The sequence below is a fragment of the Achromobacter aegrifaciens genome, from assembly GCF_902859965.1.
Taxonomy (GTDB): Bacteria; Pseudomonadota; Gammaproteobacteria; order Burkholderiales; family Burkholderiaceae_B; genus Achromobacter; species Achromobacter aegrifaciens.
The window spans coordinates 1,231,841-1,251,289 of record NZ_CADIKO010000002.1 but is presented as its reverse complement, the minus strand read 5'-3'; the positions used below and the strand labels follow the sequence as shown (position 1 = coordinate 1,251,289).

22 protein-coding genes are annotated in these 19,449 nt (G+C 64.0%); 7 read left to right on the top strand and 15 right to left on the bottom strand.

Going from position 1 to position 19,449, the window contains the following annotated elements:
* Window positions 1-55: 55 nt before the first annotated feature.
* Genes HV793_RS17010 through HV793_RS16985 form a run of 6 tightly spaced genes read right to left on the bottom strand, consistent with a single transcriptional unit; the run spans window position 56 to window position 6,389 of the window.
* Complete coding sequence (locus HV793_RS17010; protein WP_175213617.1) at window positions 56-1,069, bottom strand: ABC transporter ATP-binding protein; 1,014 nt, start codon at window positions 1,067-1,069, stop codon at window positions 56-58.
* Complete coding sequence (locus HV793_RS17005; protein WP_054456313.1) at window positions 1,066-2,073, bottom strand: ABC transporter ATP-binding protein; 1,008 nt, start codon at window positions 2,071-2,073, stop codon at window positions 1,066-1,068. Before HV793_RS17005 ends, HV793_RS17010 begins: the two co-directional genes overlap by 4 nt.
* Entirely contained in the window at window positions 2,070-2,984 is a 915-nt protein-coding gene (locus HV793_RS17000) for an ABC transporter permease (RefSeq protein ID WP_042793948.1), read from the bottom strand. Before HV793_RS17000 ends, HV793_RS17005 begins: the two co-directional genes overlap by 4 nt.
* A complete protein-coding gene (locus tag HV793_RS16995; protein ID WP_054456315.1) occupies window positions 2,981-3,955 on the bottom strand; it encodes an ABC transporter permease in 975 nt (324 codons plus the stop codon). The genes HV793_RS17000 and HV793_RS16995 overlap by 4 nt, the downstream gene beginning before the upstream one ends.
* Window positions 3,952-5,415, bottom strand: a complete 1,464-nt coding sequence (locus HV793_RS16990) for a flavin-containing monooxygenase (RefSeq protein WP_175213616.1) — start codon at window positions 5,413-5,415, stop codon at window positions 3,952-3,954. The genes HV793_RS16995 and HV793_RS16990 overlap by 4 nt, the downstream gene beginning before the upstream one ends.
* Entirely contained in the window at window positions 5,412-6,389 is a 978-nt protein-coding gene (locus HV793_RS16985; protein WP_175213615.1) for a LysR family transcriptional regulator, read from the bottom strand. Before HV793_RS16985 ends, HV793_RS16990 begins: the two co-directional genes overlap by 4 nt.
* Window positions 6,390-6,685: 296 nt before the next feature.
* Here HV793_RS16985 and HV793_RS16980 point away from each other — a divergent pair, with 296 nt between their 5' ends.
* Complete coding sequence (locus tag HV793_RS16980) at window positions 6,686-8,155, top strand: putative phage tail protein (protein ID WP_175213614.1); 1,470 nt, start codon at window positions 6,686-6,688, stop codon at window positions 8,153-8,155.
* 261 nt (window positions 8,156-8,416) lie between these two features.
* Here HV793_RS16980 and HV793_RS31240 read toward each other — a convergent pair whose 3' ends face one another.
* The 4 genes from HV793_RS31240 to HV793_RS16960 form a co-directional block, all read right to left on the bottom strand.
* A complete protein-coding gene (locus HV793_RS31240; RefSeq protein ID WP_175213613.1) occupies window positions 8,417-9,667 on the bottom strand; it encodes a DnaJ domain-containing protein in 1,251 nt (416 codons plus the stop codon).
* Between the two features lie 486 nt (window positions 9,668-10,153).
* Entirely contained in the window at window positions 10,154-10,384 is a 231-nt protein-coding gene (locus HV793_RS16970; protein ID WP_054456318.1) for a hypothetical protein, read from the bottom strand.
* Between the two features lie 283 nt (window positions 10,385-10,667).
* Window positions 10,668-10,877: a DUF7661 family protein gene (locus HV793_RS16965; RefSeq protein ID WP_119451334.1), complete on the bottom strand. Its 210-nt coding sequence runs from the start codon at window positions 10,875-10,877 to the stop codon at window positions 10,668-10,670.
* Window positions 10,878-10,893: 16 nt separating this feature from the next.
* Entirely contained in the window at window positions 10,894-11,775 is an 882-nt protein-coding gene (locus tag HV793_RS16960) for a LysR family transcriptional regulator (RefSeq protein WP_175213612.1), read from the bottom strand.
* A gap of 98 nt (window positions 11,776-11,873) precedes the next feature.
* Here HV793_RS16960 and HV793_RS16955 point away from each other — a divergent pair, with 98 nt between their 5' ends.
* Genes HV793_RS16955 through HV793_RS16945 form a run of 3 tightly spaced genes read left to right on the top strand, consistent with a single transcriptional unit; the run spans window position 11,874 to window position 14,387 of the window.
* Window positions 11,874-12,881: a membrane dipeptidase gene (locus tag HV793_RS16955; protein ID WP_175213611.1), complete on the top strand. Its 1,008-nt coding sequence runs from the start codon at window positions 11,874-11,876 to the stop codon at window positions 12,879-12,881.
* A gap of 25 nt (window positions 12,882-12,906) precedes the next feature.
* Window positions 12,907-13,878: a Bug family tripartite tricarboxylate transporter substrate binding protein gene (locus HV793_RS16950; RefSeq protein WP_054456322.1), complete on the top strand. Its 972-nt coding sequence runs from the start codon at window positions 12,907-12,909 to the stop codon at window positions 13,876-13,878.
* A complete protein-coding gene (locus HV793_RS16945; protein ID WP_175213610.1) occupies window positions 13,878-14,387 on the top strand; it encodes a RidA family protein in 510 nt (169 codons plus the stop codon). The genes HV793_RS16950 and HV793_RS16945 overlap by 1 nt, the downstream gene beginning before the upstream one ends.
* 29 nt (window positions 14,388-14,416) lie before the next feature.
* Here the strand turns inward: HV793_RS16945 and HV793_RS16940 are convergent, their stop codons facing one another.
* The 3 genes from HV793_RS16940 to HV793_RS16930 form a co-directional block, all read right to left on the bottom strand.
* The gene (locus HV793_RS16940; protein ID WP_119451338.1) at window positions 14,417-15,016 is read right to left on the bottom strand and encodes an OmpA family protein; all 600 of its coding nucleotides are present in this window, start codon (window positions 15,014-15,016) and stop codon (window positions 14,417-14,419) included.
* Window positions 15,017-15,018: 2 nt separating this feature from the next.
* The gene (locus HV793_RS16935) at window positions 15,019-15,519 is read right to left on the bottom strand and encodes a hypothetical protein (protein ID WP_225588745.1); all 501 of its coding nucleotides are present in this window, start codon (window positions 15,517-15,519) and stop codon (window positions 15,019-15,021) included.
* Between the two features lie 155 nt (window positions 15,520-15,674).
* Window positions 15,675-15,860: a hypothetical protein gene (locus HV793_RS16930; RefSeq protein ID WP_054456325.1), complete on the bottom strand. Its 186-nt coding sequence runs from the start codon at window positions 15,858-15,860 to the stop codon at window positions 15,675-15,677.
* Between the two features lie 193 nt (window positions 15,861-16,053).
* Between HV793_RS16930 and HV793_RS16925 the strand changes: the two genes are divergently transcribed.
* The gene (locus HV793_RS16925; protein ID WP_175213609.1) at window positions 16,054-16,773 is read left to right on the top strand and encodes a carbonic anhydrase; all 720 of its coding nucleotides are present in this window, start codon (window positions 16,054-16,056) and stop codon (window positions 16,771-16,773) included.
* A 122-nt stretch (window positions 16,774-16,895) separates the two neighbouring features.
* Window positions 16,896-17,165, top strand: coding sequence for a hypothetical protein (locus tag HV793_RS16920; RefSeq protein WP_125473658.1), 270 nt, complete (start codon window positions 16,896-16,898; stop codon window positions 17,163-17,165).
* A gap of 56 nt (window positions 17,166-17,221) precedes the next feature.
* Here the strand turns inward: HV793_RS16920 and HV793_RS16915 are convergent, their stop codons facing one another.
* Window positions 17,222-17,602 carry a DCC1-like thiol-disulfide oxidoreductase family protein gene (locus tag HV793_RS16915; protein WP_013394373.1) on the bottom strand — a complete coding sequence of 127 codons (381 nt, stop codon included), beginning with the start codon at window positions 17,600-17,602 and terminating at the stop codon, window positions 17,222-17,224.
* Window positions 17,603-17,709: 107 nt separating this feature from the next.
* On the bottom strand, window positions 17,710-18,660 hold the full coding sequence (locus HV793_RS16910; protein ID WP_175213608.1) for a GlxA family transcriptional regulator: 951 nt from the start codon (window positions 18,658-18,660) through the stop codon (window positions 17,710-17,712).
* Window positions 18,661-18,778: 118 nt separating this feature from the next.
* Between HV793_RS16910 and HV793_RS16905 the strand changes: the two genes are divergently transcribed.
* Window positions 18,779-19,372 carry a LysE family translocator gene (locus HV793_RS16905; RefSeq protein ID WP_175181328.1) on the top strand — a complete coding sequence of 198 codons (594 nt, stop codon included), beginning with the start codon at window positions 18,779-18,781 and terminating at the stop codon, window positions 19,370-19,372.
* Window positions 19,373-19,449 lie beyond the last annotated feature (77 nt).

Genomic DNA, 19,449 nt, shown 5'->3' with positions numbered 1-19,449 from the left:
CTTGGTATAGGGGGAACTGGCGGTTGGTTCGGGCGCCGCGGCGCGGCGGCGGTGGTCACGCCATGTCGTTCAGGTGACAGGCGCTCAGGTGGTTGATGGCGATTCCCTTCAAGGTGGGAACCTCGGTCTTGCAGCGCGGCATCGCATGCGGGCAGCGCGGATGGAAATGGCAGCCTCCCGGCGGATTCAGCGGGCTGGGGATCTCGCCCTTGATCGCGGTAAAGGTCTTGTGGCGCGACTTCAGGCTGGGGATCTCGGCCAGCAGGGCTTGCGTGTACGGGTGGTTGGGATGGCGGAAGACTTCTTCCACCGTGGCCGTTTCCACGACGCGGCCCAGGTACATGATCACGACGCGGTCGGACAGGTGCTCGACCACGCCCAGGTCATGGCTGATGAAGAGATAGGTCAGCCCCAGGTCTTCGCGCAGGTCCATGAAAAGGTTCAGGATCTGCGCCTGGATCGACACGTCCAGCGCGGCCACGGCTTCGTCGCACACCAGCATGGTGGGCTGCACGGCCAGGGCGCGGGCGATGCCGATGCGCTGGCGCTGGCCGCCGCTGAACTGGTGCGGATAGCGCTGGCGCAGCGCCGGGTCCAGGCCGGCGCGTTCCAGCTGGGCACTGACGTAGTCGTCGAAGTCGCCGTTGCCGACCAGGCCGTGGATGCGGGCCGCTTCGCCCACGATCTCGTCCACGCGCAGGCGCGGGTTGAGGCTGGCGTAGGGGTCCTGGAAGATCATCTGCACTTGCAGGCGCGCGGCATGGGCCTGGGCCGAATTCATGTCGGCCGGACGCACGCCGTTGATGCGGATCTCGCCGCCGGAGGGCGTCAAGAGGCCGGCCGCGATGCGGCCCAGCGTGGACTTGCCGCAGCCGGATTCGCCGACCAGGCCGACCACTTCGCCGGGGTTGACGATCAGGTCCACGTTGTCGACGGCGCGGGTTACGGCGGGCGGCTTGGACAGGCCCAGGCGCTGCATGGCGCGCGTCGCGGGGCCGGTGGGGCGTTCGCCGAAACGCTTGCTGACTTGGTTCAGGGCGATCAGCGGGGTAGGGGCGGTCGCGCTCATGCCATTACCTCGCTGGTCTGGATCGTGGGATGGAAGCAGCGCACTTTGTGTTCGGGCAAGGCCTGGGTGATGCCGGGCTGCTGGCCGCAGGCGGCGGTGGCGCGCGAGCAGCGCGCCGCGAAGGCACAGCCCGCGGGCAGGTTGAGCAGGTTGGGCGTCATGCCGGGAATCTGGCGCAGGCGTTGGCCGCGCCGGTTGTTGCTGGGCAGGCTGTCGATCAGGCCCACGGTGTACGGATGCTGAGGGCGGTCCAGCACGTCGTCGACGGTGCCGTGTTCGACGATGCGGCCGGCGTACATGACCGCCACATCGTCGGCCAGGCCGGCCACCACGGACAGGTCATGGGTGATCCAGATCAGGCTGGTGCCGTGCTGCTGCGCGAGCTTCTGCACTTCGGACAGGATCTGCGCCTGGATGGTGACGTCCAGCGCGGTGGTGGGCTCGTCGGCGATGATCAGGTCGGGCCGGTGCAGCATGGCAATCGCAATGGCCACGCGCTGGCGCATGCCGCCGGACAGTTGGTGCGGGTAGGCCAGCAGCCGCTCTTCGGGGCTGGGGATGCCCATCATGCCCAGGGTGTCGCGCGACAGGGCGCGGGCCTGGGCCGCGCTCATCTTGTTGTGGGCGCGCACGGTTTCGATCATTTGCGCGTCGACCCGCAGCACGGGGTTCAGCGTCATCATCGGATCCTGGAAGATCATGGCGATGCGGTTGCCCTGCAGCTTGCGCAGCTCGCGCGGCGCCAGCTTGGTCAGGTCGCGGCCCTGGAACAGCACCTCGCCGCCGACGATGCGGCCGGGGGCGTCCACCAGGCCCATGATGGAGAAGCCCGTGACGGACTTGCCCGAGCCGGATTCACCGACCAGGCCCAGGATCTTGCCGCGTTCCAGCGTGAAGGACACGTCGTCCACGGCGGGCAGCACGCCCGCGCGGGTGTGGAAGTGGGTGCGCAGGTTGCGCACCTCCAGCGTCGGCGCGCCGGCAGTATGGCGGTCGGCGCTCATTTGTGGGTCCTTGGGTTCAGCACGTCGCGCAGGCGGTCGCCCACCAGGTTGATCGCCACGATGGTGACCAACAGCGCGATGCCAGGATAGAAGCTGATCCAGTATTCGCCGGACAGCATGGTCTGGAAGCCGTTGGAGATCAGCAGCCCCAGCGACGGTTCGGTCACGGGCACGCCCAGGCCCAGGAAGCTCAGGGTGGCTTCCAGCGTGATGGCGCGCGCAATCTGCAAGGTGCCGATGACGATCAGCGGCGGCAGGCAGTTGGGCAGGATGTGCTTCAACATGATGCGCCAGTTGGGGATGTCCAGGCAGCGGGCGGCTTCCACGTATTCGCGGCGGCGCTCGACCAGGGCCTGGCCGCGCGCGGTGCGGGCGTAATAGGCCCATTCCAGGATCACCAGCGTCAGCACCACGTTGCCCACGCCCTTGCCCAGGTAGGCCAGGATCATCATGGCCACGAGGATGGACGGGAACGACAGGATCAGGTCGACCAGGCGCATGATCAGCGCGTCGACTTTGCCGCCGGCGTAGGCCGCAAGCAGGCCCAGCAGCGTGCCGACGATGCCGGCGATGACGGCCGAGCCCACGCCCACCATCAGGCTGATGCGCAGGCCGTACAGAATGCCCGAGAGCAGGTCGCGGCCCTGGCCGTCGGTGCCCAGCCAGTAGTGGAAGGTGTCCAGGCCGTTCATGCTGCCCGGCGGCAGGCGCGCGTCCAGCACGTCGATCTGCAGCAGGTCATAGGGATTCTGCGGCGCGATCCAGGGCGCCAGGATGGCGGCCAGGATCAGCAGCGTGGCAACGGTCAGGCCCAGTACTGCCGTCTTGGACGACATGAACTCGGCCAGGTTGCGCCGCCACGGCGATTCGCGGCGCAGCGCGGGAGTGGGGTTTGTCGATACGGCGCTCATGCCGAGGCCTCCAGCCGCACCCGCGGGTCCAGCACTTTATAAAGAATGTCCACGATCAGGTTCAGGGTCACGAACAGGCACACCACCACGATCAGGTAGGCCACGATGACGGGGCGGTCCAGTGCGTTCAGGCTGTCCAGGATCAGCTTGCCGGCGCCGGGCCAGGCGAAGATGCTTTCCGTGACCACGGCGAAGGCGATGGTGGAGCCCAGCTCCAGGCCCAGCACCGTCACCAGCGGAATCATGGTGTTGCGCAACACGTGCACACAGACCACGCGCATGGGCGATAGGCCCTTGGCGCGGGCGAACTTCACGAAGTCCAGAGGCAGCACGTCGCGCACGCCGGCGCGGGTCAGGCGGATCACGAGCGAGATCTTGAACAGCGACAGGTTGAACGCCGGCAGGATCAGGTGGCGCCAGCCGTCGGCCGTCAGCCAGGACCATTGGAAGCCCAGGAACTCCACGGTTTCGCCGCGGCCGCTGGCCGGCAGCCAGCCCAGCGACACGCTGAAGGTCATGATCAGCATCAGCGCGATCCAGAACGTCGGCAGCGAGAAGCCGACGATGCTGCCCGCCATGATCATCTTGGCGAAACGGCTGTCCGGATACAGGCCGGCGTACAGGCCCAGCGGCAGGCCCACCACCACGGCCAGCATCATCGCGGCGATGGCCAGTTCGAAAGTCGCCGGCAGGCGCTGGATCACCAGCTCCACGGCGGGGATGTTGTAGACGAAGCTATTGCCCAGATTGCCGTGCAGGGCGCCGTTCAGGAACGCCAGGTACTGTTCCCACAGCGGCTTGTCCAGGCCGAGTTCGGCGATGATGCGGGCGCGGTCCACTTGGTCCACGTCCTGGCCGATCAGGATGTCCACCGGATTGCCGATGGCGTGCAGGCCCACGAAGACGATCAGCGTCATCAGGAAGACCACCACCGCGGCTTGCGCGATGCGGCGCAGCAACCAGCCCGTCATTGCGCGGTCTCCGCTTGCGGGGCCGGGGCCGGCGTCCATTCATCGCCGAACACTTCCGGCTCGCAGAACGCTTCCATGTTGGCGTAGTGCGTCTCCACGTCCTCGCGGTAGAACAGGCCGGCGATGCCTTGCGCCAGGCGCTTGGCGCCTTCGCTGATGGCCGGGATGTCGCCCGAGATCGTGCCTTGCGTCAGCGCGGCGGGGTAGGAGAAGCAATGCACGCGGTCCAGGCCGGGACAGGCGCCCGGGGTCTTTTCCTGAAGTTCGAACACGGCGCCCAGGTCGGGCGAGTCGTGCAGTTCCTGGTCTTCTTCGCCAGCCGGCGGCACGTAGCGGTCGCCCCAGGCGCGCACGTGCGGCGCCAGCGCGGCGAACTCCGGACGCACGGTCCAGTCGATGCGGAAACCCGTGGAGAAGATCAGGAAGTCCAGCACGAACACGCCCTTGGGCGTGGTGACGTGGATCTCGTCGCCGACCAGCGCCAGGTCCTGCACGCCGCAGCCCAGGTTGAAGCGGGCGTTGGGGTGGCGCGAGACGCGCAGCGTGCTGCCGCGGGGCGGCGGCACCTGGGCGGCGTTGATGTAGTGGCGGATCTTCCACTTCCATTCGTCGGGCAGGGTCAGGTGCCCATGGGTCAGCCCCGGATTGCCCGCGCCCTTGCCCTTGTTGATGCGCGGAATGTCGTTGCGGCGGATCAGCAGGTCCACGCTGGCGGCGCCGGCTTCCAGCGCGGTGCCCGCGCTGTCCATGGCCGAGGCACCCGCGCCCACCACGCCCACGCGCTTGCCGGCTAGCGTCCCGTAGTCCATCACGTCGGACGAATGCGCCCAGCGGTCGCGCGGCAGCTTCTTTGCAAAATCAGGCACATAGGCGCCGCCCAGGCCGTCGCGGCCGGTGGCCAGCACCACGCGGCGCGCCAGCACCGTGCTGCGTCCGGCGGGGGATTGGATGTCCAGTTGCACCAACTGGTCGGCGCGCGGCAGCACGGCCAGGATGCGGTGCTCGTTCCTCAGGTCCAGGTCCAGTGCGCGGCGGTACCAGCGCAGGTAATCCATCCATTGCAGGCGCGGAATCTTGTCCAGTGCTTCCCAGGCGTCAACGCCGAACTGCGCTTCGAACCAGGCGCGGAAGGTCAGCGCCGGCAGGCCCAGCGCGGGGCCGGTCAATTGCTTGGGCGAACGCAGGGTTTCCATGCGGGCGGTGGTGGCCCAGGGACCTTCGTAGCCTTCGGGCGCCTGGTCGAAGATCGGGGCGTTGATGCCCAGGTGCTTGAGCGAGGCGGCCGCGGCCAGGCCGGCCATGCCGCCGCCGATGATGGCCACGTCCAGCACCGGCTGGCCGTCGACGATTCGGGGCGTGACCCAGTTCTTGGCGGGCAGTTCCAGCCAGGACAGGTCTTGCCGCAGGCGCGCTTCCAGCGCGGCTAGGCCTTGCGGCGGGGTGGCGACAGGCTGATTCATATAGCAGGGGATTCCGTAAGAGGGGCGTCGTCGCCATAGATCGACTGCAGCAGGGCCGAATGCTCGGCGGCGTCGTGCAGGGCGAAGCCGGGCAGCAGGGCCGCGGCGGCTTGGGCGAGCGCGTCCGCCATGGCCTGGCAGGCCGGCGTCAGCGTTTGCGACTGCGGGGTGATGACCCCGAAGAAAAAGGGGATGTCCAGGTCGATGGGACGGATCGCCACGCCCGGCATGGGGGCGCCGTAGGCGGTGATCGGTTCCAGCACCGACACGCCCAGCCCGGCGCGCACGGCGGCCAGGGCGTTGACGGACGAGTTGGTTTCCATGGTGCCCAGCGTCTGGGCGTTCTGCGCCAGCGCGGCATCCAGGCGGCGGCGCAGGCGATAGGGATTGGCCATCGTGATCATGCGGCGCCCGGCCAGTGCGGCGACTGGCACCACGGCTTGTTGCGCCAGCGGATCGTTTTCCGGCAGCGCGACCACACAGGGCGCTTGCCCGATCCAGTGCACCGTCAGGCCGCGATGCTCCAGCGGCAGGCTGGTCGCGCCCAGTTGCGCGGCGCCGGATAGCACGGCGTGCACCACGCGCTCGGGCGAGGCGCTGCGCAACTGGATGCGCGCGGCGCCGATACGGTCTTCGATGCGCTTGAGCGCGTCGGGCACCAGGCCCGCCGCCAGGGCGGACGTGGCGGCCATCAGCAGCGGCTGGGCCTGGCCGCGCGCGATTTCATCGGCGCGGCTGCGGATCTGCTGCATGCCCGCCAACGCGCGCTCGACGTCGTCATACAGCAGGAAGCCCTGCTCGGTGGGCGTCACGCGCGGGCCGCTGCGCGCAAACAAGGGATAGCCGATCTCGGCTTCCAGTTCCTGCAACAACCGGCTGATCGCCGGCTGGGAGCGTCCCAACAGCCGGCCGGCAGCAGTGACGCTGCCCGTGGACATGACGGCCGCGAAGGCCTCGAGTTGACGAAGTTCCATCTGGTTTGATTTATGCCAAGGACGAATTCTTGCCCGGCAAGTATGCGCTTTGCAAATAATTAAAGAGCATAAGTAAATTCCCTGATGGGGTTTTCATCAGGGAATTTCATAACTGGTAGTTATTTCAAGGGCTTGCGGCCGGATGGGCTCGTCATCGCTGGCGGGAGGGCGGGGCAGGGAAGGAGGCCGACCGGGGCTCAGGCTCGGCAGCGGCAGGCGTGCAGCAACCTATGCGGTCTACATTCGCAGGACTCCAAGGGAGTTCCATCAACAACGTAGCGTGGAGAGGTGCACTAATGAACAGTCTTACCCCCGGCAATACGAATTCAGATCAGGGATCGGCCCTGGCCGCTGGCGCGGGCCTGGTGGTCCAGACAGTTGCGGAACTGCGCGAGCAGCTTGGTTCTGTGAATCCGTATGTCGTCGCCGTTGGATACTATTCGCGCCGTGACAAGCCGGAATCGTTCTACCAGTACGACCAGACAGACACGGCCAGCGTGGATAACGGCGGTACGGTGATTGTGGGCAACAACGGCGACCGCTGGAAGTTGGTGCCCAACATCTCGATCAGCGTATGCGACTTTGGCGTGATCGGCGACGGCGCGCGTGACAATGCAGCGGCATTGAGCAAGCTGCGAGCCTGGGTAGCGGCCAAAACCGCATCCGGGAACGTGGTGCAAGTGACCTGGCCTGCGGGTAGGTATGTTTACTCGCAGGGTCCCAACTGGGCGATTCCGGGCCTGCGCATGATTGCCGAGGGAGAGGTGTGGCTGATCAACACCGGCACGGATACGTCGTTCCTTTGCGATGGTTCCTACATCGCGGGCGGGGTTCGTGGAATGTCGATTGAGGGGGATTTCCGGGTTTTCCCAAATGCAAACAGCGCTATTGGCGTCTTGATCAAGTCTGTCCACGTCTCTGAAATTCAAATCGTCTCGCGCGGCGCCGGCAACGGATATTCGGCAATCTATATCTCAGGCTGCGTCTGCACCCTGTTCAAACTCCGGGCGTCTGGTAACGACGGCGGCTGGTACAACCCTCCCACCCATTGCCTATACATAACGCAACATGAGCCAGGGGGCCAGACGAGCTACTGCACATTCCTGAATCCTGTTCTGGAGGGAGCCCCCGTCGGCGTACTGCTCGACGGAGCCATGGGAAACACCTTCATCGGCGGAACCATGGAAGCCTGCCCAAACATTGGCGCCCAACTGACGCTCAATGCCATCCAGAACAAGTTATTTTCCATTGATTTCGAAGAGAACGGGAACCTCGACATCCTCTGCGAAGGTTCCAATAATGAGTTCATCAGTTGCGATACGCTGAAAAAGATATCGATTGCTGCGGGCAGCGACAATCAAGTGGTTGCTGGCCTGCATCAAGCGGTAGAGGTGTTGGCGGCGGCGAGCCGGACGCTTTTGTCTGGCTTCAAGTACAACAGGGCAGGAGGAAGCGCGTTTCCGGCTGACACAGGCACGAAAACGCGATTCCGCGACTTGACCAACGTGGGGACGGGGCTTCAGCACAACGCGCCACCGACGCTGCGGCAATTGACGGTGGGCGCTTCGCCCTTTTTCTACACGAATACGGCTGGCAATGACCAGAGCGTGGCAATTGTTCCCGGGATCATCACCGCGGTAGCTATCGTGCGTAACGGGGCGGCGCTACCTTTACCCGCCACGAATGGCATGTATGAACTGTCTCCGGGCGACTCGATTCGTGTCGAATACACGGCACTTCCGGCGTTGTTTGTGCTGAGCCGTTAGTCTTCAAGACGGGACCCGCCACGGCGGGTTGCGTCCGCATGCGGACGCGGTGCGCGTTCTTTTTTCACGGGGGAGCATGGCAATTCTTCCCCTCTTCAAGAATGCCCTCGTCCCTCGCGCCGGTGATAAAGATAGCGTTCGATCTCCGCCTGTTCCACCGCCGGTTCCAGCGAGCGCCACCCTCGAGAATTCCTGGCGACTCGGTGGCTCGCTGCCGCGAGTCCAGCTGGAATAGAGGGGAGGAGTGAAGTTCGCGGAATTTCAGTCGGCGAGGAATGCCGCCGGATCGCCAGTAGATGGTCGAAAATTCCCGTTTACTTGCCGTTGCAAGGAATACTCCATGACAGTCGAATATATGACGTTCCCGGCGTATGTCTTCTCATAGGATTTCGCTGTAGGGTCGAAGGTAACGGCCATATCGTTGAGGAACCTCCCACAGCGCTGGCTGAATTGCCGACCTGTGGCGAACCAGGCAGAGTAGGCGCCAGAGGGAATTCCGCGGAACGTTTGCGTATCTCCACCTCGAACAAATCCGGCCAGAATGGTCCGACCAGCTTGGTCTTTCAGCTTGACAACGGCATCGACTCCTGAGGGGGCTGTGATACGAAGTTCATGTTCTCCTAGTGAGGCGGGAGATCTCAGGACGGCGCCAGAGAGAGGGGAGGATTGGGCGTCGTTGCAAATGGTTTGGAGCGTCGTGCTGTCATTCCCGATCTGAATGAACGTGCCGTTCACATAGCCAAAGCCAGCCTGGTGTGAGATCGGGAGCCAGCCATTTGTCGGCTCACCTTCGATTGTGATCGTGTCTAGAAAGCGAAGCCTCGCAACAATCTCGTGCTTTGAGTTGGGGCCAGCCCGGACGTTCAGTTCCTGTGATATGACGCGGCCTCTTGCGAGAGGCAGTGGTGGCTGGGGTGATGGACTGGAACCCAAAACCGGTGTGCCAATACCAGAATCAACGGGTAAATACTTTGACTGAGCAGGCTCGCTAATCGAGGAACGAGTGGGCGCGACAGTGGGTTTGGAGGGAAGAGATGTAGACGATTTACGGGATCCCGAATTAATCAGGATCAAGAATAGGATCAGAACGAGTACCCCACATCCGACTGCCCAGCCGTTCCATGTACCGGAGGTCGGGAAGGGCGAGTTTGAAGGGCTTGCTCCCCCAGTTCGCGCCGCTTGAGCGTTCATGCTAGCGCTGGCTTTGGCCGCATTCGGTCTTGGCTGGTCAGGCCTCGTGGCCTGTTGCTGTGCGGGCTTAGGGCGCTGAGCTTCCTGCTGGGCTTCTTGCTGAGCTATCCAAGCGTCGTGGGCCTGTCGTCTTGTCGGGTCCGAGAGTTCTGCATATGCCTGGTTAATTAGGCGCATAACTCGCGCAGCGCCTTCATCGCCACCATTTTTATCAGGGTGGTATTGCTGTGATAGGGCTTTGTACGCTGCGCGAATTACGGAGTCTGGAGCATTTCGAGCAACCTTCAGATTGTCATAGTGGGTGTGAAGTTGTGTACCCATGCTGATTATGTCGACCACGCGAAAAGACGAAGAAGGGTGGAAACAAGATTATCAAATTGTTACGTTTATGGCGAAGTTCGCCGTCCAAGTACCAAAGCTCATGTTCCCCATTGAGTCCGCATTGTATGCGGCGTGTGGCGGGTGCGAATTTACGATGTCCTCCGGCGAGACGCGCGGGAGGAGATCAATATCGCGGCGCCAAGATTTTCCGCACTATCGCGCGCATCGAACAGTCTCGGATAGTGTTGGTGGCGTTGATAATAATTTGGGTATTTTGGGGAATGGAAGATGGTTCGTCGCGAAAGTTTGAGATCAATGGGGTCGAGTTTTCGTTCATGACGATCCCCGCTTTCTATGAGAATTTCAGGGCTTGAAAGGGGTCAATCCTTGCTCTCGAGATGGCTCGCACGTCTCCTGCGTTCATTGGGAGCAATGCTACCTTTGAATGTAGTGGACAGTTTTTCGGCCCTTGGGAGCAAAAAATTCTCAAGAATGCCCTCGCCCTTCGCGCCGGTAGTACAGATAGCGTTCGATCTCTGCCTGTTCCACCGCCGGTTCCAGCGAGCGCCACCGGACCACGTAGCCGCGATGCGCTGGCGGCATCCAGCCCAATACGGAGTACATCGTGACTTCGGTCTGGCCAGTATTGAATTCCGTCTCGAAGAATCCCTGGCGACCCGGCGGCTCGCTGCCGCAAATCCAGCTGGAATCTGGCATGGCGCTCTCCCGTACGGCTTCAATCCTACGCGCCGGTCCGGGAAATGGCATACGTTCTAGCCCCGATGCGGGTTGCGTCCACCTTGTGTTAGAAACACGGATGGGGCTCTTGCGGCATGATTGCCGCGATCTTTGCGAACCTTTGCAGTTCGATTTGGCGGATGCCGGTAGTATTCGTCCATCGAACCTCAGGAGCCCGTCATGCACAGTCAGCAACCCGCGCCCGAGCCGAACAAGCGCCGTTGGCCTTTCGGCTACGGTGAAGAAGAATAGGGCGTTTGCGCTACCCGATACGCTCAATCCGGTCGCCAGGACCGGACAACTCGTGATAGATGTCATCCAGATATTCGGCCAGCCCGTCTGCGGGCACATCGGCAGGAATGGCAATGTCCGCAGCCCGTACGCGTTTGCCGGCGTCCGAACGGTACGCCGTCCACACCGCGCCCTCGCGTTGGATGTCGAGCTGAAACCTGCCGTAGATGTCGAATTTCATCGATGTCCCGAAAAAATCATGACCAGGCCAGTGCCAACTCGGCAGCCATGCTGCGCGTGAGTCCCAGAAGAGCCTGAGCGGCCGGGCTGAGCGTCTCGCCGCCGCGGGTCAATACTTCCAGGCTGCGGACGGCGCTTTGGTCGGCCAGGGGCACGATCGCCAATTTTGCGCTTGCCGTCACCGCCAAGGCGGGCAGGATGGTGACGCCAAAGCCCTGTTCGACAAAGGTCAGCAAGGAAGTGGTATTGCGCACCGTCAGCAGCGAGGCTTCCACCAACGCGGCCACTTCCGGGGAGTCGAACCGGGCGCACAGGCCGTTTGCAATGAACTCCGCGGCGTCGATATCGCGCCAGCGCGCCTCGCGCCGCAGCTTCGTCAGGCGGTGCCCGGCCGGACACACCAGCACGAAACGGTCTTCGAACAAGGGTTCGGTCACGATGCCGGGCAGGGGAGCCGGCAGCGTGGCAATGCCGAAATCGACCTCGCCATCGGCCACCGCCTTGCCCACCGCGGCCGAGTCTATGTCGCGCAAGTCCACACGTACCTGTGGATACTGCTTGCGCATCGAACCGATGACCTGCGGCAACAGCCGGATGGCCGCCGAGGGCACGGCTGCCACCTTGGCTGTTCCCAGGGCGCCGCTGGCATAGCGGACCATGTGGGCCACGGCCGAGTCGAATTCTGCAATGGCCCGCTGCGCCTGCCCGCGGACATAAAGCCCCAGCGGAGACAAGCGGATCTTGCGCTCGCCTTCGAACAGCGGGCCGCCCAGCTCTGACTCCAGCTGCTTCAAGGTCATGGAAAGCGCCGCCGGCGTACGGCCGACCCGGTCACCGGCCTGCGCCAGTTCGCCGGCATCGACCACGGCCATGAACATGCGCAGATGCTCGAGTTTCATATTTAAGAAAATATTAAATAGAACGAAGTTATTTTAGTTTGACTGAATTCTGGCCGGAAATCTACAGTACCGCTCACTGCCATTCAAGGAAGCAAGCAATGAGCGCAAGCGCCTTACGCGTCGACGGACTGCAGTACAGCAACTGGTCCGAGAAGATATTCCGCCAGCTGCGTGAAGGCGGCGTGGACGCGGTCCACGTCACCATCGCGTATCACGAGAACCTGCGGGAGATGATCCACAACATCGAACGCTGGAACCGGTGGTTCGAGCGCTATCCCGACCTGATCGTGCAGGCGCGCAGTGGCGACGACGTCAGGCGCGCCCGCGAGGCCGGCCGTACCGCGATCATTTTCGGGCTGCAGAACCCGTCGCCCATCGAAGACGACATCGGCCTGGTCGAGGTGGTGCACACGCTGGGCGTGCGCTTCATGCAACTGACCTACAACAACCAGTCCTTGCTGGCTGCGGGCTGCTATGAAGCGGTCGACAGCGGCGTCACCCGCATGGGGCGCGAAGTGATCAAGGAAATGAACCGGGTCGGGCTGGTCATCGACATGAGCCATTCGGGCGAACGTTCCACGCTGGAGGCGATAGAACTGTCCGAGCGGCCCATCACCATCAGTCACGCCAATCCGCATTCCTGGGCGCAGGCGCTGCGCAACAAGTCGGACACGGTGCTCAAGGCGCTGGCTGGCGCGGGCGGCATGTTCGGCTTTTCGCTGTATCCGCATCACCTCAAGAACAAATCGGCCTGTACCTTGGACGACTTCTGCGCCATGGTGGCGCGCACCGCGGATCTGGTGGGGGTGGAGCACCTGGGCCTGGGTTCGGACCTGTGCCAGGACCAGCCGGACTCGGTGGTCCAGTGGATGCGCACGGGCCGCTATACCAAGAACATCGACTACGGCGAAGGCTCGGCCGCGCAGCCGGGGTTTCCGCCGCAGCCCTGCTGGTTCCAGGACAGCCGGGATTTCAAGAACATCGAACAGGGCTTGCGCGGCACGGGGTTTTCAGCGGACGAGGTGGCGCTATTGATGGGCGGCAACTGGATGCGCTTTTTCGATGCAAGCTTCGGCCCGCAAGCCACTACTACCCGCAATCCCTGAACGGTCGCAACCTCGGAGCACATACATGAAGAACGCCATTCGCATCCTTGCGTGCGCCACGCTGGCGCTGGGCGCCGTCTGCAACGCCAGCGCGCAGGACTTTCCCAACAAAAGCATACAGATCGTCGTGCCGTTCCCGCCGGGCGGCGTGGCCGATCTGGTCGTGCGCACTGTCGCGCAAAAGCTGGGCCAGGACGTCAAGCAGCCCGTGCTGGTGGTGAACAAGCCCGGCGCCAGCGGCATCATCGGGGCCGAGTTCGTGGCCCGCGCGCCGGCGGACGGCTACACGCTGCTGTTGGCCAACCTGCCGATCATGTCGATCAATGAACTGCAGTACAGCAGCCTGCCGTACTCCGCCACGCGGGACTTCGCGCCCGTGATCCTGTTGGCCGACCAACCCTACATCATCGCCACCGGCAACGCCGTGCCCGCCAAGACGATGAAGGAGTTCATCGCCTATGCCAAGGACAAGCCGGACACGCTGACCTTCGGTTCGGCGTCCAGCTCGACCTTTCTGGCCGGCGAACTGTTCAAGCAGCGGGCGGGCATCCGCATGGCGCACATCCCCTACAAGGGCAGCGCACCCGCCATCAACGATCTGCTTGGCGGACACATCAGTCTGATCCTGGATCCGGTGATCACCTTGCTGCCGCACGTCCAGGCCGGCAAGCTGCGGGCCCTGGCGGTCACTTCGTCTGAACGGATAGATACGGCGCCGGACATTCCCAGCTACAAGGAAGTCGGCCTGGTGGATATGGACATCACTTCGTGGCAGGGCATCGTCGCTCCGGCCGGTACACCCGAGGCAGTCGTCAAGAAACTCAACGAGGACTTCAACCGGGCCTTGCAGTCGCCCGAAGTGGCCTCGCGCCTGAAGGAGCAAGGGGTAAGCACCAAGGGCGGCTCGGCCCAGGCCTTTACCGATTTCGTCGCGGCCGAAAACAAGCGCTGGGCGACGCTGGCCAAACAAGTCAACTTCCTGCCCGGCAGTTTGTGATGAGCATCCTGACCGGAGCCGATGCGCGCTTGCAGGCCCTGGGCCTGGCCTTGCCCCAGCCTACGCCGACGCACTATGCCTATCTGCCTGCGCTGCGCCACGGCAGCACGGTGTACGTCGCGGGGCAGATTCCGAAGCTCAGCGCGGACCAGTTGCTGGTTCAAGGCGCGGTGGGTGAGCAGGTCGGCGAAGCAGCGGCGCGCGAGGCCGTGCGCCTGTGCGTGCTGCATGCGCTGTCGTGGGTGGCCCACCACGCGCAGGGCAACCTGGATGCGGTGGAACAGGTATTGCGCGTCAACTACTTCTTCCAGGTGGGCGAGCGCGCCAGCACGCGGCTATCCGCCATTGCCGATACCGGATCGGAACTGCTGGTCGCGATCTTCGGCCGCCAGGGCGAGCATCCGCGTTCGGTCATTGGCGTGCGCGAGTTGCCGCGCAATGCGCCGGTGCTGGTCAGCATGGACGTGGCCCTGGCGGTTGCGGAGTCCTCGCGCGTGCTGGCAGGCTGACGCCGTTGCCGGCCGCGCGCAGGGCTTGCTCAGCGCTTGGGCAGCACGAACTCCACCCGCCGGTTCTGCGCCCGTCCTTGCGGATTGTCCGAACCGTTGGCCAGCCGGTTCGACTGGATCGGCTGGGTATCGCCCAGTCCTTTGACCGTCAGCCGCGACTTGTCCACGCCATGGCTTGCCAGCCATTGCGCCACCGCCTGTGCGCGGCGCAATGACAGATCCTTGTTGTAGGAGGCCGATCCCTTGGAGTCGGTGTGGCCTTCGATGCCGACGGTGCCGGCCGAACTGGATTTGATCAGGCTGGCGATGTCACGCAGCGTAGGTTCGGCGGCGGGGCGTATGGCGGTCTTGTCGAAATCGAATAGCACATCGCCCAGCATGGCGACGGTCACGGCGTTCTTGTCTTGCCGCACCGACAGGCCGTCGTGGCGCGCGGCCAGTCCGTCTATCTGCGCGTTCAGGTCCGATATGCCGCCGCTGGCATCGGCAGGCAATCCCTTCAGGTCCAGGATGGTGGCCTGCAGATCCAGGATCTCGGCCTTATAGGGAGGCTCCTGCGCCCAGGAGCCGCTGGCGGCGGCGAGCAGCGCCGCGGCCAGGAGAGTCGGCGCGCGCGTGGCGGCGGCCATGGTCAGCGGTCGGTGATCTTGATGGCGTCGAAGGTCTCCACGCCCGGGATGGTCAGCGAAACCTCCTTGATTTCCTTGGGCGGGGCAGGGAACTTGCCCTGCCAGGAACCGGCCATGGGGGTGTCCTTGGACGTGCGGATGAGCAGCTTGGGATTGGTCAGCGGCTTGTCGCTGCTGTCTTTCAGCAGCAGGTGCTTCTTGTTGCCGGCGATGACGTAGAAGCTGTTGGCGTAGTCGTCCTTGCTGATCTGCGAGTAGATCATTTCCGTCTTGCCGTCGACGATGGGCTTGAACCGGATCTTGATGGACAGGATGTCACCGCTGCGCACCGCTTCGATGACCTGGCCTTCCGCGCTGCCGGAATCGGTCAGGCCGGTGGCCAGGGGCGCGGGAGCGTCGGCCTGGCCTTGCGCCATGGCGGTCTGGCCGGCTGCCGCCACCATCATGCCCAAACCCAGGGCACAGGCGGCGGCTGTCTTTCTGATCGGAATCACGATAAGCATCCTTTGTCGTTGAAAACCATTCAGGGCAGGGCATCCGGACCAAGACTCATCCTTTTGGTCCCGTCCAAAGTCCAACGCAAGATGGTCCAACTTTCAGGCGCTTATTTCAGTTTGATGTTTTTCCAAGACGTTACGGAATCTAGCCGGCACAAGCCTCATCCGCCGCGGTGCCCGTGGTAGCGCGGTGCGGCGACGCTGCGGACGTTTTCCTTGTGCTGCGAGCCGACCAGGGCCTTGCGCCGGGCTTCCTCATGCTGTTGATCCGCGCGGGCGCGTTCCTTGTCGGCATGCGTGTCTGGCGCGGTGTGGGAGGGATTGGGGTGGGGAGTGTTGGGCGTCATGGTGCGTACCTATCAAGCAGGTGACGCGGCATATGCCGCTTTTCCACATTACGCCCCTCATCCGTGTTTCTCAAGCTGCGGCTACGGCGCTTTTTTTGATTGTGGCAGCGCAATGTTTGAGCATTTGTAGTGGCCGCGGCAGCACAATGGTCCTGCGCTGGTTTCCCAGATGTTCTTCTTTCAGGAGAGCCTCATGTGCGACTGTTCCTCTTTCGCCCATTCCCCGCAATTCAACCGCCGCCGCCTGCTGTTCGGCGCCGCAGCGATCGCCGCGGCTGGCGCTTCAGGCTGGCTGGGCGATGCCCAAGCCGCCGTGCCGACAAACGATATCGGCCCCGACGAGGCCCTGAAACGCCTGATGGCCGGCAATGCCCGCTACGCCGCCAACAAGCCGAACATGCGGGACTATTCCGCGGGACGCGCGGCTCGCGCCGTGAAGCAGAAGCCCATCGCCGCCATCCTGGGCTGTTCGGACTCGCGGGTGGCGCCGGAACTGGCTTTCGACCAAGGGCCGGGCGACCTCTTCATTGTGCGCGTGGCCGGCAACTTCGTGAACGAAGACGGTCTGGCCAGCCTGGAGTACGGCACGCTGGTCCTGCGGGCGCCGCTCATCCTGGTACTGGGCCATGACAACTGCGGCGCGGTCGATGCGACGGTGAAGGCGTGGCAGGACAAGACGGAATTCCCTGGCCATCTGCCCGCGCTGGTGAACGCGATCAAGCCCGCTGTCGAGATGGCGAGCAAGTCGGGCGCAAGGGATCTGATGTCGGCTGCCGTGCAGGCCAATGTGCGCCTTGCGGTTGAACGCCTGAAGACTGCGCAGCCGCTGTTGCAAGAGATGGTGCAGCAGAAAAAGTTGGGAGTGGTGGGCGGCGTGTACAGCCTGGCAACGGGCAAGGTGACGTTGGTCTGACGCCAGCGCCGGGGTCGGCTGAATTCCAGCGTCGGCCGGCCTCGAACTGGTGAGAATTGCTGAGCTTTAATCGTTTTTCCCTTCGTAATATCCGATGAAAGGATATTGAAAGGGGAAGAGGCATGGGGGCGTGCGAAAAATGCGAGGCTATCGTCAGGGACCGGCGCGACGCGCTTGGTCATGACAGCCTGATCAGCCTGGGCGTGGTGCGATCGACGGGGCAGCAGCAACGCGGCGTGCAGCACGAGGCGTACACCTGTGCGGTGTGCGGCACGGATTGGGATTATCTCTACGACAAGCGCGACCCGGCTTCGGGGTGGCGCCGCTCCGATGCGGGCGTGCACACGGAAACGGCCGAAGCGCCTTTGGCGAGAGCCGTCGGCGCCGCGTAGCGTGGCGCCGTCTTTAATCAGATACCGTTCCTGCGTTGGCTCAGCGGCCGGCGCGGCTACATCTGCATCTTCTTCTTGCCCAATAGCGTCAGCGCCAGGCTGCGGCCGGTGCGCATGAAGGGGTAGAGCGCCGTCGACAGGCAGGGGTTGCGGAACACGGCCGCGTTGACGCTGTTGAACAGGTCGTTGCCGGTACTGATCAGCGCCAGGCGGTTGATGCAGTCCGCGCCCCAGTAGTCCTGCCCGTCCAGGTGCAGCAGCATGCCCTGGTTCAGATCGTAGCCTTGCGCCTTGTAGGCCACCGCCAGGTCGGGGTGGTCGCGCATGTTCAGCAGATCGATGGGACCGACGGCCTTTTGCAGTTGCAGCATCCGCACGTAGTTCGAGCAGAAAGGGCAGTCTCCGTCGTAGAGCAGGAAGTTCTTTGCGATGGCCATGATGCACCGTGTGGAAATGCGCGGGCGCGAAAGGCGCGCCTGCCTCTTACATCCGATTAAAACGCATATCGCGGCAAGCGCCCACCGCCCGCATCGCGGCGCGGGTTTCAGCGCATCTGGCGCACGCCGTGGCCCAGGCGCCGGCGCAGCAGGTTGCGCAGCGTGACGCCGTCGGCATAGCCGACTTGCGCCGCGATCTGCTCCAGCGATTGGTTGCTGGTCTTCAGCAAATGGGCCGCGCGCTCTACGCGCAGGTCCTGGAAGAACGACAGCGGGCTCTTGCCAAGGACCTCCTGCATGCGGCGCGCCAGCGTGCGCTTGCTGGCGCCCAGCGCCTGCGCCGCGGCGTCCAGCGAGAATCCCTGCGCAAGATGCGCGCGGGCCCAGCGCTCGAAGGCCTGTACCATCGGCTCGGCATGCGTCAGGTGATCGGTAATGACATAGGCCGACTGCGAGGGCCGCTGGTCCACGATCAGATAGCGCGCCACCAGCGCGGCCAGCTCCGGACTGGCCTGGCGCACCAGCCACAGCGCCATGTCCATGTGGCTGAGCGCCGCGCCCGCGGTCAGCAGCGACGACGAACGCACCAGCATGCGTTCGTCCTCCAGGTCCACCGCCGGATAGCGCTGCCTGAACAGCGGGGCCAGCCACCAGGTGGTGGTGGCCTTGTGGCCGTCCAGCAGGCCGGATTCCGCCAGCACGAAGGTGCCGATGCAGGCTGCGGCGGTGTTCGCGCCGGGCGCGCGCTGCCGCAGCATGCGGCCGGCGTCGCGCACGTCGGCGCGGTCCAGCGCGGGCAGCAGGGTTTCGGGCATCTTGCAGGCAATGGCCGGGATCACGAGCCAGTCCGGGTCCGACGGGTCCGGGCTGCCCGAGACGGGCACGCCGAATCCCTGTGCGGTACGCACCTTGCGGCGCATGCCGACGATCCGCGCGTCGAACGGCTGGACCGGTTCGGGCAGCAGCGGCGCCAGCTCGTTGGCCGTGGTGAACACGTCCAGGATGGCTGACACGCCGGTATCGAACACGCCCTCCAGGGCCAGGATCTGGATCTTCATGGCAAGAACGCTATCAAAGATGTCAAAACCGCCAATATTAATAAGGCCCGCCCGGACTCACAATGGCGCTGTCTGATCGCTGGCGCAAGCGTGCGCCGCGTCTTGCGAGAGCCTTATCTTGTCTTTTGAAAATCTGCTTGCCCTGACGGTATTCGCCTTCGTGACCTCGGTATCGCCAGGGCCTAGCAACGTCATGCTGATGACCTCGGGCGCAAACTTCGGCTTCGGCCGGACGCTGCCTCAAGTGCTGGGCATCACAGCCGGCTTCACTTCGCTGCTGCTTGGGGTAGGCCTGGGCCTGGGTGCGCTGTTCCACGCCTGGCCGGCCCTGTCGGCGGGACTGAAGGTTGGGGGCGCGGCCTATCTGCTGTACCTGGCATGGCGCATAGCCCTATCGCGTTCCATCGGTGCGGGACAGGCGTCCGCCAGGCCGCTCACGTTCATTGAGTCGGCCTTGTTCCAATGGATCAATCCCAAGGCCTGGATCGTGGCGCTGGCCGCGGTTGCGGTCTATGTGGATGCCGCGGCGCCCTGGGCGTCGCTGGCGTGGATGTGCCTGGTGTTCGCGGTGGTGAACGTGCCCAGCGTGTCGCTGTGGGCGGGCTTCGGCGTGGCACTGCGCGGATTCCTGGCGCAGCCTGGAAGGCTGAAGTGGTTCAACATCGGCATGGGAACGCTGCTGGCGCTGACGTTGTGGCCGATGCTGCGGTGAGCAAGGCCGGTGGCAGCATTGAGGAAAGTGCGGCGAGGAAGGCCGTGGCCTTTTTGGGGGGAGGGTGCGGCCCGCGC

Excerpts from the sequence above, each read along its gene's own strand:
- HV793_RS17010 (WP_175213617.1), bottom strand. The coding sequence starts at position 1,069 with ATGAGCGCGACCGCCCCTACCCCGCTGATCGCCCTGAACCAAGTCAGC.
- HV793_RS17005 (WP_054456313.1), bottom strand. The coding sequence starts at position 2,073 with ATGAGCGCCGACCGCCATACTGCCGGCGCGCCGACGCTGGAGGTGCGC.
- HV793_RS17000 (WP_042793948.1), bottom strand. The coding sequence starts at position 2,984 with ATGAGCGCCGTATCGACAAACCCCACTCCCGCGCTGCGCCGCGAATCG.
- HV793_RS16995 (WP_054456315.1), bottom strand. The coding sequence starts at position 3,955 with ATGACGGGCTGGTTGCTGCGCCGCATCGCGCAAGCCGCGGTGGTGGTC.
- HV793_RS16990 (WP_175213616.1), bottom strand. The coding sequence starts at position 5,415 with ATGAATCAGCCTGTCGCCACCCCGCCGCAAGGCCTAGCCGCGCTGGAA.
- HV793_RS16985 (WP_175213615.1), bottom strand. The coding sequence starts at position 6,389 with ATGGAACTTCGTCAACTCGAGGCCTTCGCGGCCGTCATGTCCACGGGC.
- HV793_RS16980 (WP_175213614.1), top strand. The coding sequence starts at position 6,686 with ATGAACAGTCTTACCCCCGGCAATACGAATTCAGATCAGGGATCGGCC.
- HV793_RS31240 (WP_175213613.1), bottom strand. The coding sequence starts at position 9,667 with ATGGGTACACAACTTCACACCCACTATGACAATCTGAAGGTTGCTCGA.
- HV793_RS16970 (WP_054456318.1), bottom strand. The coding sequence starts at position 10,384 with ATGCCAGATTCCAGCTGGATTTGCGGCAGCGAGCCGCCGGGTCGCCAG.
- HV793_RS16965 (WP_119451334.1), bottom strand. The coding sequence starts at position 10,877 with ATGAAATTCGACATCTACGGCAGGTTTCAGCTCGACATCCAACGCGAG.
- HV793_RS16960 (WP_175213612.1), bottom strand. The coding sequence starts at position 11,775 with ATGAAACTCGAGCATCTGCGCATGTTCATGGCCGTGGTCGATGCCGGC.
- HV793_RS16955 (WP_175213611.1), top strand. The coding sequence starts at position 11,874 with ATGAGCGCAAGCGCCTTACGCGTCGACGGACTGCAGTACAGCAACTGG.
- HV793_RS16950 (WP_054456322.1), top strand. The coding sequence starts at position 12,907 with ATGAAGAACGCCATTCGCATCCTTGCGTGCGCCACGCTGGCGCTGGGC.
- HV793_RS16945 (WP_175213610.1), top strand. The coding sequence starts at position 13,878 with ATGAGCATCCTGACCGGAGCCGATGCGCGCTTGCAGGCCCTGGGCCTG.
- HV793_RS16940 (WP_119451338.1), bottom strand. The coding sequence starts at position 15,016 with ATGGCCGCCGCCACGCGCGCGCCGACTCTCCTGGCCGCGGCGCTGCTC.
- HV793_RS16935 (WP_225588745.1), bottom strand. The coding sequence starts at position 15,519 with ATGCTTATCGTGATTCCGATCAGAAAGACAGCCGCCGCCTGTGCCCTG.
- HV793_RS16930 (WP_054456325.1), bottom strand. The coding sequence starts at position 15,860 with ATGACGCCCAACACTCCCCACCCCAATCCCTCCCACACCGCGCCAGAC.
- HV793_RS16925 (WP_175213609.1), top strand. The coding sequence starts at position 16,054 with ATGTGCGACTGTTCCTCTTTCGCCCATTCCCCGCAATTCAACCGCCGC.
- HV793_RS16920 (WP_125473658.1), top strand. The coding sequence starts at position 16,896 with ATGGGGGCGTGCGAAAAATGCGAGGCTATCGTCAGGGACCGGCGCGAC.
- HV793_RS16915 (WP_013394373.1), bottom strand. The coding sequence starts at position 17,602 with ATGGCCATCGCAAAGAACTTCCTGCTCTACGACGGAGACTGCCCTTTC.
- HV793_RS16910 (WP_175213608.1), bottom strand. The coding sequence starts at position 18,660 with ATGAAGATCCAGATCCTGGCCCTGGAGGGCGTGTTCGATACCGGCGTG.